Annotated in this window: 14 protein-coding genes; 9 read left to right on the top strand and 5 right to left on the bottom strand. The window is 53.4% G+C overall.

The genetic code is table 11. The features are described 5' to 3' along the window. Positions 1-116 precede the first annotated feature (116 nt). From EU557_RS19505 to EU557_RS19495, 3 genes are all read left to right on the top strand, one after another. Entirely contained in the window at positions 117-1,268 is a 1,152-nt protein-coding gene (locus EU557_RS19505; RefSeq protein ID WP_135532162.1) for a cysteine desulfurase family protein, read from the top strand. Positions 1,269-1,488: 220 nt separating this feature from the next. Next, positions 1,489-2,139, top strand: a complete 651-nt coding sequence (locus EU557_RS19500) for a hypothetical protein (protein WP_135532161.1) — start codon at positions 1,489-1,491, stop codon at positions 2,137-2,139. Positions 2,140-2,171: 32 nt separating this feature from the next. Then, positions 2,172-2,699, top strand: coding sequence for a PRC-barrel domain-containing protein (locus EU557_RS19495; RefSeq protein WP_135532160.1), 528 nt, complete (start codon positions 2,172-2,174; stop codon positions 2,697-2,699). 48 nt (positions 2,700-2,747) lie between these two features. Here EU557_RS19495 and hemH read toward each other — a convergent pair whose 3' ends face one another. After that, entirely contained in the window at positions 2,748-3,794 is a 1,047-nt protein-coding gene (hemH, locus tag EU557_RS19490; protein ID WP_135532159.1) for a ferrochelatase, read from the bottom strand. Positions 3,795-4,028: 234 nt separating this feature from the next. Between hemH and era the strand changes: the two genes are divergently transcribed. The 3 genes from era to EU557_RS19475 all read left to right on the top strand — a co-directional run bounded on the left by era (position 4,029) and on the right by EU557_RS19475 (position 6,893). After that, positions 4,029-4,928: a GTPase Era gene (gene era / locus EU557_RS19485; RefSeq protein WP_135532158.1), complete on the top strand. Its 900-nt coding sequence runs from the start codon at positions 4,029-4,031 to the stop codon at positions 4,926-4,928. Between the two features lie 172 nt (positions 4,929-5,100). Then, the gene (gene der, locus EU557_RS19480) at positions 5,101-6,423 is read left to right on the top strand and encodes a ribosome biogenesis GTPase Der (protein ID WP_135532157.1); all 1,323 of its coding nucleotides are present in this window, start codon (positions 5,101-5,103) and stop codon (positions 6,421-6,423) included. A 212-nt stretch (positions 6,424-6,635) separates the two neighbouring features. Beyond that, entirely contained in the window at positions 6,636-6,893 is a 258-nt protein-coding gene (locus EU557_RS19475; protein ID WP_088845429.1) for a hypothetical protein, read from the top strand. Between the two features lie 80 nt (positions 6,894-6,973). Here the strand turns inward: EU557_RS19475 and EU557_RS19470 are convergent, their stop codons facing one another. The 4 genes from EU557_RS19470 to EU557_RS19455 all read right to left on the bottom strand — a co-directional run bounded on the left by EU557_RS19470 (position 6,974) and on the right by EU557_RS19455 (position 10,026). Beyond that, positions 6,974-7,540: a hypothetical protein gene (locus tag EU557_RS19470; RefSeq protein ID WP_135532156.1), complete on the bottom strand. Its 567-nt coding sequence runs from the start codon at positions 7,538-7,540 to the stop codon at positions 6,974-6,976. Between the two features lie 154 nt (positions 7,541-7,694). Beyond that, positions 7,695-8,501 carry an N-acetylmuramic acid 6-phosphate etherase gene (gene murQ / locus EU557_RS19465; RefSeq protein ID WP_135532155.1) on the bottom strand — a complete coding sequence of 269 codons (807 nt, stop codon included), beginning with the start codon at positions 8,499-8,501 and terminating at the stop codon, positions 7,695-7,697. Positions 8,502-8,557: 56 nt separating this feature from the next. Beyond that, positions 8,558-8,821, bottom strand: a complete 264-nt coding sequence (locus EU557_RS19460) for a cytochrome b5 domain-containing protein (protein ID WP_210116092.1) — start codon at positions 8,819-8,821, stop codon at positions 8,558-8,560. A 56-nt stretch (positions 8,822-8,877) separates the two neighbouring features. Further along, positions 8,878-10,026: a formimidoylglutamase gene (locus tag EU557_RS19455; protein ID WP_135532154.1), complete on the bottom strand. Its 1,149-nt coding sequence runs from the start codon at positions 10,024-10,026 to the stop codon at positions 8,878-8,880. 201 nt (positions 10,027-10,227) lie between these two features. On the opposite strand from EU557_RS19455, the gene EU557_RS19450 reads away from it, so the two are divergent. The 3 genes from EU557_RS19450 to EU557_RS19440 all read left to right on the top strand — a co-directional run bounded on the left by EU557_RS19450 (position 10,228) and on the right by EU557_RS19440 (position 15,174). Continuing rightward, a complete protein-coding gene (locus EU557_RS19450; protein WP_135532458.1) occupies positions 10,228-12,009 on the top strand; it encodes an AMP-dependent synthetase/ligase in 1,782 nt (593 codons plus the stop codon). A gap of 136 nt (positions 12,010-12,145) precedes the next feature. Next, positions 12,146-12,622 carry a MarR family winged helix-turn-helix transcriptional regulator gene (locus tag EU557_RS19445; protein WP_135532153.1) on the top strand — a complete coding sequence of 159 codons (477 nt, stop codon included), beginning with the start codon at positions 12,146-12,148 and terminating at the stop codon, positions 12,620-12,622. 143 nt (positions 12,623-12,765) lie between these two features. Continuing rightward, complete coding sequence (locus tag EU557_RS19440; protein WP_135532152.1) at positions 12,766-15,174, top strand: 3-hydroxyacyl-CoA dehydrogenase/enoyl-CoA hydratase family protein; 2,409 nt, start codon at positions 12,766-12,768, stop codon at positions 15,172-15,174. Positions 15,175-15,353 lie beyond the last annotated feature (179 nt).

Here is a 15,353-nt window from a genome sequence, read left to right as displayed (position 1 = left end):
GTAATAAAGGGGTAGCAACTACTGACTAACACCATAAAGGATTCCGGCTACCCCGCTGGAATCCTTTATTTTTGTAAAGTTTTCCGCTGATTCCTTTCCGTTTAGCTGTTTTGCCCATGACTGTGTATTTCGATAATGCCGCTACCACGCCCCTAGACCCAGAGGTGCTAGATGCCATGCTGCCCTTTATGCGTGACCATTTTGGTAACCCCAGCAGTATTCACGGGCACGGGCGACAGGTACGAGCAGCTATTGAGAATGCACGCAAAACCATTGCGCATCTGATTAATGCGGCTCCTGCAGAAATTGTGTTCACTTCTTGCGGAACAGAAGCCGATAATTATGCGGCCTTTGGAAGCATCCGTACGCTAGGCCTACGGCACGCAATAACGTCCCCGCTAGAGCATCATGCCGTGTTACACACACTGCAGGCGCTGGAAAAGGCCGGCGACATTCAGTTGAGTTACGTGCGGCACGACGAGCAGGGACGCCTAGACTTAGAGCATCTCGAAGAACTGCTCACTGCTCATCAGGGGCGCACATTTGTGAGTTTGATGCACGCTAACAATGAAATTGGTAACCTCAACGATATCCAGACAATTGGGGAAATCTGCCATTGCCACGATGCAGTGTTCCATACTGATACAGTACAGACGATGGGCCACTACCAGCTGGATGTGCAGAAAGTAAAGACTGATTTTCTGGTTGGGTCTGCGCACAAATTTCACGGCCCAAAGGGTGTAGGCTTCCTGTATAGACGTTCAGGCGTACTGGTCGATTCGCTGATTCATGGCGGCTCGCAAGAGCGCAACCAGCGAGCCGGTACTGAAAACGTGTACGGCATTGTAGGCCTAGCGAAAGCGCTGGAAATTGCCTGCCGTGGCATGGCGGAACATCAGCACCATATTCAGGGCTTGAAAGACCGGTTTATTCAGAAGCTACGTGCTGAAATAGAAGGAGTGACCTTCAATGGTACTTCTGCAGAGGCTAGTCAGAGCTTGTATACAGTGCTAAATGTAAGCCTACCTCCCTCCGACATGAATGAGATGCTGCTTTTCAATCTTGATATCAATAGGGTATCGGTTTCGGGAGGATCAGCTTGTACTAGTGGAGCCAACGCGGGGTCGCACGTGCTGAACGCCCTGGGAGCTGATCAGAATCGAGGCGCTATCCGCTTCTCAATGAGTAAGTATAATACTGCCGAAGAAGTGGATTACGCCGTAGAGCAGCTAGCAAAGATGTACCGAAAAGAGCCGCTGAAAATCTAGTAGCGTATTACACTAAGACAAAAGCCCCACTATTACTCAGTAGTGGGGCTTTTTAATTTTATGGATTACAGATACAGTAAACCATAAAATAGCTGAGCAATAAACCTCGTATGTAAACGGTCATTAGCAGCAGCAATGCAACTAAGGGTGCCAAGCAACTGGCAGCGTATCGTATTTGGGGTGGCGTCCGTATGATTGGGCAACTCCTTTTACCTGTTCTATGGCTGATATCAATATCCAACGGAAAAAGTCTTCCCCAAGCCCTTGGCTACTCATTCTCCTGGTGCTGCTAGGCCTAGCTGCCGTCGGGTATTATGTATTCAGGGCCGATAGTGACCAGCCGGTTACCACTGCACCCGCAGTCCCGAGCCCGGAACCAGCGCCCGACTCTACTACAGGCGCTGAAACGGCTCCTAGGCCTACTAATGACCCTGCTGTAGCTGACATGGCTACTGAGGAGCCCGGCGGCTCACCCGATGAGCTAGCTGCTTTTGCGGCGTCCGATGCGTCGGCGCCGAACTATGGCCGCCGTGGCCTAGAGATGCTCATGGCCTCTCTGCGCCCTCTGGCCGACCGCGACGACCTGCGTGATGCCACTGTCAGCGAGAAGCGCGACGACCTCACTAGTGCTACTAGCCGCTTGCAGGAGCAAGGCACTAGCTTGCGGCCAGGTTATGTAGCGGCTGCCAACTTGATTAAAGCAATGCAACAGAAAGCCTACCCAGCACTGGAAGCCGACGCTGGCGAGTTAGTGAATCGGGCTAACGCGTTAAGCGGAAGAACTAATACTGCGCAAGAGCAGCAGCAGGTGCGAGATTTTCTGAGCCGAGCCGCCGAAATAGTTCGGGCGCTGAATCAACCAGCCCAATAATATTTGCACTTCTCACCACATAGATACTAGCTATGGAAACCACAACTGATCCTATTCCTTCCGGTGAGGGCATGCACTTGCGCCGCTTACGCGACTTATCCGATTTTGAAGTGGCCGACGGCAGCCCGGATGTACGCGGTTGGACCGTACGCGGGAGCGATGGTAAACCTTTTGGTGAAGTGCACGAGCTGATAGTAGAGCTGGAGGCGCTCAAAGTGCGCTATCTGGATGTAGAGCTTTCTTCCAGCCTCAACGTGAACAAGTATGAGCGCCATATTCTGTTGCCCATCGGTGTTGCTGCGTTAGACGAGGAGGGTGACAATGTGTTTGTGCCCTCTCTCAATAGTGAAACGGTGCTGGAGTACCCGCCTTACACTGAAATTCAAATTACGAGAGCGTATGAGGAAGCAATGCTGCGGGCACTGAACCTGCCCTTACCCGCTGCATCGGTTCAGCATTTCTATGACCAGCCAGGCTACAATGAGCAAAACTTCTATCAGGGACGCCGACCAGCTGCGGCAGACGCATTCCGGCGTCGGAACCAACAGTTAGAAGAATAAAAAAGGCCACTGCACTAGTGCAGTGGCCTTTTTGCTTGATTTAATTCTTTAATTCTGGCGGATCATTTCAGCTACAGTCTCTACCCACTGTGGGTGCGAGTTGAGGGAAGGCACCAGTTGCCAATGCTCGCCGCCAGCCTCTTCAAATATTTCCTTGAACTCTTCGCCTACTTCAATAGTCGTTTCAAGACAATCGGCTACGAAGGCAGGGGAGAAGGCCAATACATTTTTAATGCCTTTGGCTGGGAACTCCTTGATAACCTCATCGGTGTAGGGCTGCAGCCAAGGGTCGCGAAGGCGGCTTTGCAAGCGGCTCTGGAATGTAGTGGTATATTGATCGGGAGAGAGGCCTAGAGCCGCACCTAGCAAGCGTGACGTCTCAAAGCACTGCGCGCGGTAGCAGTAGCGGTTGTTCTTATTGTAGCTATTGCAGCAGTTGCCCAGCTTGCAATAGCCATTGTGGCTGCCTTTGAGCACATGGCGCTCCGGAATGCCGTGGTAGCTAAACACTACGTGGTCGTAGTGGTGCTTGGCCATCTCTTCCTTGCCCAACGTGGCGAATGTGCCAGTGAAGCCCGGAATCTCTACAAAGGTGCTGATGAAGCTAATGCTAGGTACTACCCACCACTTGCTCACAATTTCCATCACCTTCTCCTGCACTGAGCCGGTGCTAGCGGCAGCATACTGCGGAAATAAGGGCAATACAATAATGCGGTCAACGGCGGCATCGCGCAGCTGCTGCAGGGCGCTTTCAATGCTGGGTTTCTGGTAGCGCATGCCAAACGCCACGAGATAGTCTTTACCCAATGTTTCCTGCACTAGCTTCTGCAGGTCTAGGCCATGATACAGAAGGGGAGAGCCCCGCTCCGTCCAGAGCTGCTGATAGATTTTAGCTGACTTGGGTGCCCGCAGTGGCACTACTAAGCCACGGAATAGGGGGTAACGCACGGCGGCGGGCATGTCAATCACGCGGGCATCCGTCAGGAATTCGTTGAGGTAGCGGCGTACATCGCCAGTTTGGGGCGAGTCGGGCGTACCGAGGTTCACAAGCAGGACGCCGATGCGGCCTTTAGTAGAAGAGGGAGTGGTGGGCATAGAATACTATAACGCCGTAGGTACTGGTGAGGCGAGTCGTCGGAAACGTAAGAGAAAGCAGATAAGCTCCTTTACGGAGCTACAAAGGTCGGGAACGTTGCACAAAGTGAAACCTGACTTATATCATCTTTCACTTTGTGGTACAGACAATCTTGCCTCCACTGATGTTTAAAGCATAGGGTGGCCTAGCCGCCGGAAAGTCGTACCTTTGCAGGCCAATTTTCAGATTCTGAAGTGAATACCGAACCAACTCCGCACCGCGCTGGCTTTGTGAGCATTATCGGCAAGCCTAATGTGGGCAAGTCTACGCTTATGAACGCCCTGATGGGCGAGCGGCTCAGCATCGTCACCAGCAAGGCCCAGACCACGCGCCACCGCATCCTGGGTATTCTTAACGGAGATGATTTTCAGCTCGTCTACTCCGATACGCCCGGCATCATTCAGCCCAAATACGAGCTGCACAACGCTATGATGTCGTTCGTGTACTCGTCGCTGGAAGACGCCGACGTGATTCTGTTCGTGACGGATATCTACGAGAAGCACGATGAGGAACCAGTAGTGGAGCGCCTGCGCAAAATGGTAGACACGCCTATTTTGCTGCTCGTCAATAAAATTGACCAGGCCGACCAGGCCGAGGTGGAAGCTAAGGTAGAGTACTGGCGCGAGCATTTGCCTAATGCGGCCCGTGTGTTGCCCATCTCGGCTTTAGAAAAGTTTGGGACCGGTGAACTGCTGGATTTGGTTCTGGGGTATCTGCCAGTACATCCTCCATATTACCCCAAAGATGAACTAACCGATAAGCCCGAACGGTTCTTTGCTGCCGAGATGATTCGGGAGAAAATCTTTAAGCTCTACAAAAAAGAGGTGCCTTACAGCTGTGAGGTAGAAATTGAGGAGTTCAAAGAAGACGAAGACATCATCCGGATGCGCTCGGTTATTTACGTAGAGCGCGCCAGTCAGAAAGGCATCATTATCGGCCAACAAGGCGCGGCGCTGAAAAAAGTAGGCACGTGGGCCCGAGAGGAGATGGAAAAGTTCTTCCAGAAGAAAGTCTTCCTCGAGATTCACGTGAAAGTCAACGAAAACTGGCGCACCGACCCCAAAGCGCTGAGCCGCTTTGGCTATAATCAATAGCGAAGTTGTGAAAGGTGAAGTTTTGAATTGATGTTTTGGCGGTACCTACTAGGCCACCTACCTATCAGTTCACAATCTACTTTTCACAACTCCATCTCATTCCGACCATCCTTCACTTAACTACTCCGGGCACTGCCGAACATGGTCGGGCCGGCGGCTGGAGTCAGACACAATGAAAAATACGATTGCCATCGTAGGCCGCCCCAATGTGGGCAAGTCTACTCTATTTAACCGCCTCGTAGGCCAGCGCAAGGCCATCATGGACAACGAGTCGGGTGTGACGCGCGACCGGCACTACGGCTACGGCGAGTGGACCGGCAAGTACTACACCGTAATTGATACGGGCGGGTACGTGCACAATTCCGAAGATATTTTCGAAGGCGAAATCAATAAGCAGGTAAAGCTGGCTATTGATGAGGCCGACGTAGTGCTATTCATGGTAGACGTAGATGCCGGCGTTCATCACTTGGATGAGGAATTTGCCGATGTGCTGCGCCGCTACCAGGGCAAGAAGCCTATTTATATTGTCGCCAACAAGGCCGATACTAACGCTCGAATCCACGCCGCTGGCGAGTTCTACACGTTAGGCGTTGGCGATGGTGAAATCTTCCCTATTAGCAGCCAAAGTGGCTCCGGTACCGGCGACTTGCTCGATACCGTAGTGGCGCACTTTGAAGAAGAAGGCGTTGAAGAACCCGATGCCGGAATTCCAAAAATTGCTGTAGTAGGCCGCCCAAATGTGGGTAAATCTTCGTTCGTGAACTTGCTCTTGGGCACCGACCGCAGCATTGTAACCGATATTGCTGGCACCACCCGCGACTCTATCCAGGCGCGCTACAATGCCTTCGGTAACGAGTTCATTCTGGTAGATACGGCTGGGCTACGCCGTAAAACCAAAGTGCATGAAGACGTAGAGTTCTACTCTGTACTGCGCTCTATTCGGGCACTGGAAGAGTCAGACGTATGCATTGTGATGCTGGACGCTACCCGCGGTATTGAGGCCCAGGACGTAAACATCATAGGCCTAGCCGACAAAAACCGGAAAGGCATTGTGATTCTGGTGAATAAGTGGGACCTGATTGAGAATAAGGAGACGAATACGGCGAAGGAATTTGAGGAGAAAATCCGTGAGAAGATTGCGCCTATTGCGTATCCGCCCATCATTTTCACCTCGGTACTCACTAAGCAGCGTGTGCACAAGGCCATTGAAACGGCCGTAGAAGTGTACAACAACAAGCGTAAGAAAGTACCTACCTCAGAGCTGAACGAAGTGATGCTGCGCGAGATTGAGAAATATCCGCCGCCCATCACGAAGGGTAAAATGGTGCGCATTAAGTACGTAACCCAGCTGCCCACGCACAACCCAGTGTTTGCGTTCTTCTGCAACCTGCCGCAGTACGTGAAGGAGAGCTACACGCGTTACCTGGAGAACCGCCTACGCGAGAACTTCGGATTTGAGGGTACGCCAATTGGTATCGTCTTCCGGAAAAAATAATTTTTGCGGTGTATAAGCTAAGTGGCCTAGAACATCCTTCAGAGGAGGTGCTAGGCCACTTTTGCGTTGAAATAACAGCATAAAAAAACTTTTTCTACTGTCGGGTTACCTTTGGTAGCGTCGAGTATAAAGACCCGAATTTCACTGGCACTCTCTCCTGATTACAGTGAAGTCCTTTCAATCAGACATACCATTTTCAAACAACCCCCATCATGAAAAAAGTACTGTTCCTCGCCCTGGCTGCCGCTTCGTTCTCGTTCACCGCTTGCGACAGCAAGAAAGAAGATGCTACCGAGCAAGCTGCTGACAACGTAGAAAACGCTGGCGAAGCTAAGGCTGACGCTATGGAAGAGAAGGCTGATGCCGTTCGTGACTCAGCTGACGCTACTGCCGACAAAATGGAAGATGCAGCTGACGCTACCGACGCTCCTGCTACCACTACGGCTCCTGCTACGACTCCCGCTCAGTAATTTGAGCGCGTCTTAGACGCAAAAAAGGCTTCCCAGCAATGGGAAGCCTTTTTTTGTGCTCTATTTAAAGGGGCAATACCCTACCCTAACCGTCGCTGTAATAGGCCGTCTACTACGTTGAATAGCTTGCGCGGGGCGTATGTCCGCCAAGGGAGTTCATCGAGCTGCCCCCCAAAGTTGATATAGCTGTCGAGGTTATACTGGCGCATTTCGCGGATTACGTGCTCCTGAAAGTTAACGGCCGCAATCCAGCCATCCTCCACGTCCTCAAACCACTCCTCGTAGTAGTCGTCTTCGGAACCGTGAAAGTTGAAGACGTTTTCCCCGATGAGAATGAATTTGCGGATACCCTCGTGCGTCATCATATCTATGATATTGCGCTTGAGGTGCATGATATCATTCTCAATAGCATCGTTCCATTCCCCGATAAACTCGATTACGGCGATGCCTAACTCGTAATCCACGAAGAGAATTTTCAGGAACAGCGTATCAGAATCGATACTATCCCACTGCGGGTGGATGTAATAGCCGTAGATGGTGTTGACGTAGCTATCGAGACTGTTTTCGGCCTCGAAGAGGGGAGAGCGGGGGTCTTCGGAGGCCGAGTACTGCTCCATCCAGGCGTAGTGCGGCTCAATGGTATGCATAGGCGTAAGCGGGCTTAGGAAAAATTAAAGCACATGCTTACGCTTGTGCCGTTACAGAGCAGCCGCAAGAGTTGCTCCTTAGCCCTAAACTCCAGATAAACCGACCGGGTTTCCGCATTGATAAGAAAGCCGTGCCGCTAACTCATTCATGGCATTACTGCTGTTGCCGCGCCTCCAGCGCCGCCCGTACGGACCCATGCTGCCGGAGCAGGTCTGCCGCCTCCGTTTGCGAAATCTGAAGCTCGTCCATCAGCATCCGCTCGCCCCGGTCAACCAGCTTGGCGTTGGAGAGTTGCATGTCTACCATTTTGTTGCCTTTCACGCGGCCCAACCGAATAAAGGTGGCAGTGGTAAGCATGTTGAGTACCAATTTCTGGGCGGTGCCGGCTTTCATGCGGGTGCTGCCCGTCACAAACTCCGGCCCGGTTACCACTTCTACCGCAAACTCAGCGACGGAGGCCACGGTCGAGCCTGCGTTGCACACGATACAACCCGTAGCAATACCGCGTTGACGGGCTTGCTCTAGGCCACCTATCACGTAGGGCGTGCGACCCGACGCAGCAATACCTACCACTATATCTTGCTCATTGATGTTGTAGGCCAGTAAGTCTTGCCAGGCTTGGTTGACATCGTCTTCGGCATTCTCTACTGCCTTTCGAATGGCCGTGTCGCCGCCGGCAATCAAGCCAATAACTACTCCCTGCGGCACGCCAAAAGTAGGCGGGCACTCTGAGGCATCCAGTATGCCCAAGCGGCCACTGGTACCAGCGCCAATGTAAAACAGGCGGCCCCCCTGGCCTAGCCGCGCTACGGTGGCTTCCACTAGCGCATCAATCTGCGGCAGTGCTTGCGCTACTGCCTGCGGCACGGTCTGATCAACGCTATTGATGCCCATTAAGATTTCTTGGGTGGAAAGCGTTTCGAGATTATTGAAGAGGGAAGGAGTTTCAGTGGTGCTCATGCAGGGAAAGGTGGGGAGTAGTTCAAGTGAAGGTGGCGCTCCAGAGGCATGTGGAGTTATACGAGCCGCCCGATAATGGTAAACTTATCGAAGACGTGAGGGGTGTGCGGCGCATCGTGGTCAAGTTCCTTGGTCAGATCCTGCCCGGCCCAGTGCTCGTAATGGTTGCCGCGCTTCCAGAGGCGGGAGCGACTAACGTCGTAAATCAAGCCCTGGTAGGCCACCCATACCTCGTCGCGGTCCTGGCCATTGCGCAGGGCAAGCTGGGTGCGGCTATACACGGGCAAAGCGGGGTCAGCCGCAGGTGATACTTCACTCATAGAAACAGGCCTAGACCCGGCGCAGGAAAACGGTGGCAACTTGATGCGGCAAGCAGCTAGCCCAGCAGGGCCTGCGTCAGAATCCAGCGGTTAGGTAAATCTCCCTGAGCGGCGCGCAAATAGTCTTGGTAGCTGCAGGGAACAATGCGTTTAATGTCACTATCGGCGAGGCTCTCTACTTCCAGCCACCATTTTTCGGTGCGTTTCCCTTTGTAGAAAACCAGCTTAGCCGGAGTACCTGGCAGGCCTACGGCGTAACGTATAAAGCGCTTGCTCTGGAAATCAGTTTCGCCGCGGCGGTGGTAGTAGCCTTCCACAAAATACCAGAGCATAGTAGCCAGGGCCATAGCGGCTAGGCCATGCTGGTCATGGTCGGGGCGGTAGCCATAAAGGCCGAAGGAACTAAGCTGGTCGTTGTGGCCGGCGTACCAGGCCAGCTTGGCTGCTTCCTCATTGGTGAGCCCAAACGGGTTGGGAGGGTAATAGCCCGGGGCATCATTCCAGCGGAGGGCGGCTACATCGAAGCTTACGAAGTCGGCTTGGCGCAGCAGCGGCTCTGCCTGCCGGATGTCGTCGCGGACCTGGCCTACGCGCAGTGTTTCAAAGTGCAGCTTCTCTAAGGCGGCTAGTACATCGGGCGCCACGAGGTATTGTTGGTGAGCCAGCTGCGCGAAGTTGAACAGGAAGCTGGGCTCGTGCATCAGCATGCGGCGCAGGTGATTTTTTTCGGGCGGCATACCATCCTGCTCTCCCATATCCACGCGGGCATCTACGGTAGCAAAGCTCACTGCCCGGTCCAGCGTCTCGTAGGCCAGAAACTGCCCGTAATCTAGGTCGTGAGAGCCGCCTACTAGGATAGGAACCGTGTTGTGCTCCAGCAAGGCGGCAATAATTTCGCGCAGCCGGTGGTAGGTATCCTCTAGGGTAAGGCCGGGGCGCAGGTTGCCTAAGTCTACTAGGCGTACAGAGCCTGATCCTTTCTGTAGCTGGTAAAAGTGGCTCCGTATGGCATCGGCTCCGTGGGAGGCGGGAGCACCGGCCGCACTGCCCCGCCACTCATCTAGGCCAATGAATGCTAGGTCGGCCGCGCGCCAATCCGGGAAGGTATCCAGAAAGGGGGTAACGTACGCAGCCAGCGTAGTAGTGGAAGACGAAGCAGAAATCAGCTCTTCGCGGAGCGGATCAAAAAATATGGCCAGATTCATCGGGCGCGGAAGGTGCGGACGTGTACAAAGCTACATAAAAGGCAGCCATAGGCCTATGTAGTTTCGGCGGGGTAGTGGAGCTTTACCGTAAAAAAAGTAGTTATTTAAGCAGCGGTTCCTGTTTGGCTTATTTAGCCACTACGTTACAGGAACTGCGAGCCGTCTCTAATTGCCTCTCCCACCACCGTGCCCTCTCTCCGTATGGACATTCGTCGCACCTTCGACATTCTGCCCCAGTTACAGCAGAAGTACAACAAACCCGACTGTTTCGCTGCCAAGAGTAATGGGCAGTACACTCCCGTTAGCACCGATGCGGCAGTGGAAAAAGTGAACCAGGTAAGCCTGGGCTTGCGCAGCCTCGGTATTGGTAAAGATGATAAAGTGGCCATCATCTCCATGAACCGCCCCGAGTGGATGTTCGCGGATTTTGGCATTGCCCAACTAGGCGCTACCAGCGTGCCCATGTACCCCAGCATTACGGTAGAAGACTATAAATACATCTTCTCTGACGCGGGCGTAAAAGCTGTTTTCGTGTCGGATAAGAAGCTGCTGGACAAGGTGCGCGAGGCTACCCAAGGGCTGGATATTCCGCAGGAGAACGTCTTCACCTTTGATAAAGTGGAAGGAGCCCGGCACTTTTCAGAACTACTGGACCTGGGCAAGCAAGGCAACCCTGCCGACTTGGAGCCCCTGAAAGCCGCCGTGCAGCCCAACGACCTGCTGACGCTTATCTATACCTCGGGCACCACTGGCCAACCTAAAGGTGTGATGCTGACCCATAATAATATTCTCAGCAATTGCCGCAATGCCCAACGGTTCGTGCCCGTCACGAAGAACGACAAGGCACTGAGTTTCCTACCACTCTGCCACATCTTCGAGCGCATGGTTACTCACATCTACCTCATCAACGGCGTGAGCATCTACTACGCCGAGAGCATGGAAACCATTGCCGACAACCTACGCGAAGTGAAGCCCGAAATCTTCACTACCGTGCCGCGGCTCTTGGAAAAAGTGTATGATAAGATCGTAGCCAAGGGCCATGAACTGGAAGGAGTGAAGAAGCAATTGTTCTTCTGGGCTCTTAACCTTGGCTTGAAGTACGACAACCAGAAGGACCACGGCTTTCTGTACAACACGCAGCTTACGCTAGCGAATAAGCTCATTTTTAGCAAGTGGCGCGAAGCGTTGGGAGGTAACCTGCGCTGTATTGTGAGCGGCGGTGGTGCCTTGCAGCCCCGATTGGCCCGCGTGTTCTGGTCGGCTGGTATTCCGGTGATGGAGGGCTACGGCCTGACTGAAACCTCGCCAGTAATTGCTGTAGGTGGCTACGAGCCCGAAAACAATATGATTGGCACCGTAGGTCCCATCATCGACAACACGGAGGTGAAGATTGCTGCCGATGGCGAGATTCTGACGAAGTCGGAGTCGGTGATGAAAGGCTACTACAATCAGCCCGAACTCACGGCCAAGGAGTTCGACGAGGAGGGCTGGTTTCATACCGGCGACATCGGAGAGATTGTAGAAGGCCGGTTCCTCAAAATTACCGACCGCAAAAAGGAGATGTTTAAGACGTCTGGCGGCAAGTACATTGCTCCTCAGGTTATCGAGAGCAAGCTGAAAGAGTCGCCACTGGTGGAGCAGTGCATGGTAGTTGGCGACGGCCAGAAATTTCCTTCAGCCTTGGTTATTCCATCCTTCGACGATTTGAAAGGCTGGTGCAAGCGCAACGGTGTGGATTGCAACGGCTCGAACGAAGAGCTCGTCAAGAACGAGAAAGTGGTAAAGATGTACCAAGACCTAGTGCATAAGTACAACAGCGGCTTTGCGCAGTGGGAGCAGGTGAAGAAAGTGGTGCTGCTACCTCATCTCTGGACCGTAGAAACCGGAGAAATGACCCCAACCATGAAGGTGAAACGCAAAATCATTACTGCAAACAACAAAGACATCATCGAGAGCCTCTACCATCAGGAAGCGCACCGATAGCCATATAAGGTTCTAATAAAAGTTTAGCCTCCCTGATCAGACAAAGTATGATCAGGGAGGCTAAACTTTTTTTGCATAACTTAGTATGCAAGCATAACATATTTCTGTATGTTTACCGGACTTGCTTCCCTCACCCATGACACCCGAAGAAACCGTCGATTATAACATCAAAGTTGCCTGGCATGCCATTTCGCGCATGTACAACACGCAGGCGGCTAAGCACGACATCACCACGAGCATTGGCTTCGTGCTGCTGAACATCGACCAAGAGAATGGTACGCCTGCCACCAAGATAGCGCCTTTATTGGGGCTTGAAACTCGTTCCCTGACCCGTATTCTACGCAGCATGGAGGAGAAGGGGTTGATTTATAAACAGGCTGATACCCAAGACAAACGCTCGGTGCGCATTTTCCTCACCGAGGAAGGGCTGCGCGGCAAGGAAATTTCTCGTCAAACCGTGCGCCATTTCAATCTAAAGGTGCGCGAGAAAATTCCGCAGAACGAGCTCAACGTGTTCTTCAAAGTAGTGGCCCAGATCACGGGCATGATTGAGGGCAAAACCCTCTACGACGACTTCAAACCCAAACCCCTGCGCTCCGAGTCGCCGGCCTAGGCCAGCGCTCGGAGTTTTTGCTGGTCTGCAACTCATCTGGCACGGAACCGCCGTGTGGCTATAAACTCGGCATGACGAGTAGTTTGACCTGCAGGTTCACTTTCTGATTCTTTCATTTCTCACCCACTCATTCCTCCCCAAGAATGAATCGTACCATCAAAAAAGTAGCCGTACTGGGCTCCGGTGTGATGGGCTCGCGCATTGCGTGCCACTTCGCCAACATCGGTGTGCAGGTGCTGCTGCTCGACATCGCGCCCAAGGAGCTGCTGCCCGCCGAAGAAGCCAAAGGTCTGAAGCTGGACAACCCGGCGGTGAAGAACCGCATTGTAAATAGCTCCTTGCAGGCAGCCGTGGCGGCCAATCCCTCGCCGCTCTACCGTAAGCAGGACGCCAGCCGCATAAAAACCGGCAACTTCGACGACAACCTCAAGGACATTGCCACCTGCGACTGGACGATTGAGGTAGTAGTGGAGCGCCTCGATATTAAAAAGAGCCTGTTTGAGCGCGTGGAGCAATACCGCAAGCCCGGCACGCTGATTACTTCGAATACCAGCGGCATCCCGATTCATATGATGACGGAGGGCCGCTCCGACGACTTCAAGAAATACTTCTGCGGCACGCACTTCTTCAACCCGCCGCGCTACCTGAAGCTCCTTGAAATCATCCCGACCCCCGACACGGACCAGGCGGTAGTTGATTTCCTGATGCACTACGGCGACCTGTACCTGGGCAAAACCACCGTACTGGCCAAAGACACCCCGGCTTTCATTGCCAACCGTGTGGGCGTATTTGCCATTATGGATGTGGTGCAGGTGATGAGCCAGCTAGGCCTCTCGGTAGAGGAAGTGGACAAACTCACCGGCCCAGTTATCGGTCACGCCAAGTCGGCCACGTTCCGCACTTCGGACGTGGTAGGCCTGGATACGATGATCAATGTGGCTAACGGCCTAGCCCAGAACCTGCCCAACGACGAAGCCAAAGCCGTATTCCAGTTGCCAGACTTCATCAAGAAGATGGCCGAGAACAAGTGGCTAGGCGACAAAACCGGCCAGGGTTTCTATAAGAAGGTACGTGGCGAAGGCGGCAAGTCGGAAATCCAGGCGCTTGACCTCGCTTCGCTGGAATATAAGCCCAGCGCCAAAGTGAAGTTTGCCACGCTGGAAACCACCAAGCCCATTGAGAAGCTAGCTGACCGCTTCAAGGTGCTGGTAGCGGGCAAAGACAAAGCCGCTGACTTCTACCGCAAGACGTTTGCGGGCCTGTTTGCCTACGTGAGCAACCGGATTCCGGAAATCACCGACTCGCTCTACAAAATTGACGACGCCCTGCGCGCTGGCTTCGGCTGGGAAATGGGGCCGTTTGAAACCTGGGATGCCCTAGGCCTGCAGAAAGGGCTAGAACTGGCGCAAGCCGAAGGTAAGACCGTTGCTCCCTGGGTGGAAGAAATGCTGGCCGCCGGCAACGCTACCTTCTACAAGGTGAGCGAGCAAGGCGTAAAGCAGTTCTACGACATTGAGAGCAAGGCCTACAAAGCCATTCCGGGCGTTGAGAACTTCATCATCCTCGACAACCTACGCGCCACCGGCAAAGTGTTGTGGAAAAACGCTGGTGCTTCGGTACTCGACCTTGGCGACGGCATCCTGAACGTGGAGTTCCACAGCAAGATGAACGCGCTGGGCTCCGATGTAATTCAGGGCCTGATGAAAGGCGTGGAACTGGCTGAGAAAGATTTCCGGGGCCTAGTAGTAGGCAACGACGGACCGAACTTCTCCGCCGGTGCCAACCTAGGCCTAGTGTATATGTTTGCGCTGGATCAGGAGTACGACGAGCTAAACCTGATGATTGCTCAGTTCCAGCAGGCTATGATGCGCATGCGCTACAGCAGCATTCCGGTAGTAGGTGCTCCGCATGGCCTCGCCCTGGGCGGCGGCTGTGAGCTGAACCTGCACTGCGACCGGGTGGTAGCGGGTGCCGAAACCTACATGGGTCTCGTGGAATTTGGCGTAGGACTGATTCCCGGCGGCGGCGGCACTAAGGAAATGACTTTGCGCACCGCAGCCAAGTATGAAGAAGGCGAGCCAGAATTTAACCTGCTCCGCAATAGCTTCATGACCATCAGCACCGCTAAAGTTTCCACTTCCGCTGCCGAAGCCTTTGACCTGGGCTTCCTGCGCCGTGGCGACGAGGTAGTGGTGAACAGCAACCGCGTAATTGCCCAAGCTAAAGCTGCCGCTATTGAGTTGGCTGAGGATGGCTACACCCAGCCTACCCAGAAAACCAACATTAAGGTGCACGGTAAAGGGGCCCTTGCCATGTTCATGACCGGTGTGCACGCCATGAAGGAAGGCCGCTACATCTCCGACCACGACGTGAAGATTGCCAACAAACTGGCCTACATCATGTGCGGCGGCGACCTAAGCAGCCCAACTGAAGTATCGGAGCAGTACCTGCTGGATCTGGAGCGCGAAGCCTTCCTCAGCCTTACCGGCGAACGGAAAACGCTTGAGCGGATTCAGTCAATTTTGACTACCGGCAAACCCTTGAGAAACTAGAGCTAACAACTAGTTCCCTCCTCAAAATGAGGAGGGGCTAGGGGTGGTTGACTGGCCTAGAACGAAAGCTATAGATAGCGTTGTTCTATAGGTAATCTACTACCCTCAGCCTCTTCAACTGAGATGGTGAACTAGGTCTATACTAGCTCTAATCCCACTACTTTCTTCAAGACTCACAA

Origin of the sequence: Hymenobacter wooponensis (assembly GCF_004745865.1) — a bacterium.
GTDB classification, from domain to species: domain Bacteria; phylum Bacteroidota; class Bacteroidia; order Cytophagales; family Hymenobacteraceae; genus Hymenobacter; species Hymenobacter wooponensis.
Note: the sequence above shows the minus strand (reverse complement) of the source record. Positions and strands in the feature narration are given on the sequence as shown.

Bases quoted from the DNA above. Each gene is read 5' to 3' on its own strand.
- EU557_RS19505 (WP_135532162.1), top strand. From the start codon at position 117: ATGACTGTGTATTTCGATAATGCCGCTACCACGCCCCTAGACCCAGAG.
- EU557_RS19470 (WP_135532156.1), bottom strand. From the start codon at position 7,540: ATGCATACCATTGAGCCGCACTACGCCTGGATGGAGCAGTACTCGGCC.
- EU557_RS19475 (WP_088845429.1), top strand. From the start codon at position 6,636: ATGAAAAAAGTACTGTTCCTCGCCCTGGCTGCCGCTTCGTTCTCGTTC.
- EU557_RS19495 (WP_135532160.1), top strand. From the start codon at position 2,172: ATGGAAACCACAACTGATCCTATTCCTTCCGGTGAGGGCATGCACTTG.
- der (WP_135532157.1), top strand. From the start codon at position 5,101: ATGAAAAATACGATTGCCATCGTAGGCCGCCCCAATGTGGGCAAGTCT.
- murQ (WP_135532155.1), bottom strand. From the start codon at position 8,501: ATGAGCACCACTGAAACTCCTTCCCTCTTCAATAATCTCGAAACGCTT.
- EU557_RS19455 (WP_135532154.1), bottom strand. From the start codon at position 10,026: ATGAATCTGGCCATATTTTTTGATCCGCTCCGCGAAGAGCTGATTTCT.
- EU557_RS19445 (WP_135532153.1), top strand. From the start codon at position 12,146: ATGACACCCGAAGAAACCGTCGATTATAACATCAAAGTTGCCTGGCAT.
- EU557_RS19500 (WP_135532161.1), top strand. From the start codon at position 1,489: ATGGCTGATATCAATATCCAACGGAAAAAGTCTTCCCCAAGCCCTTGG.
- EU557_RS19440 (WP_135532152.1), top strand. From the start codon at position 12,766: ATGAATCGTACCATCAAAAAAGTAGCCGTACTGGGCTCCGGTGTGATG.
- EU557_RS19460 (WP_210116092.1), bottom strand. From the start codon at position 8,821: ATGAGTGAAGTATCACCTGCGGCTGACCCCGCTTTGCCCGTGTATAGC.
- hemH (WP_135532159.1), bottom strand. From the start codon at position 3,794: ATGCCCACCACTCCCTCTTCTACTAAAGGCCGCATCGGCGTCCTGCTT.
- EU557_RS19450 (WP_135532458.1), top strand. From the start codon at position 10,228: ATGGACATTCGTCGCACCTTCGACATTCTGCCCCAGTTACAGCAGAAG.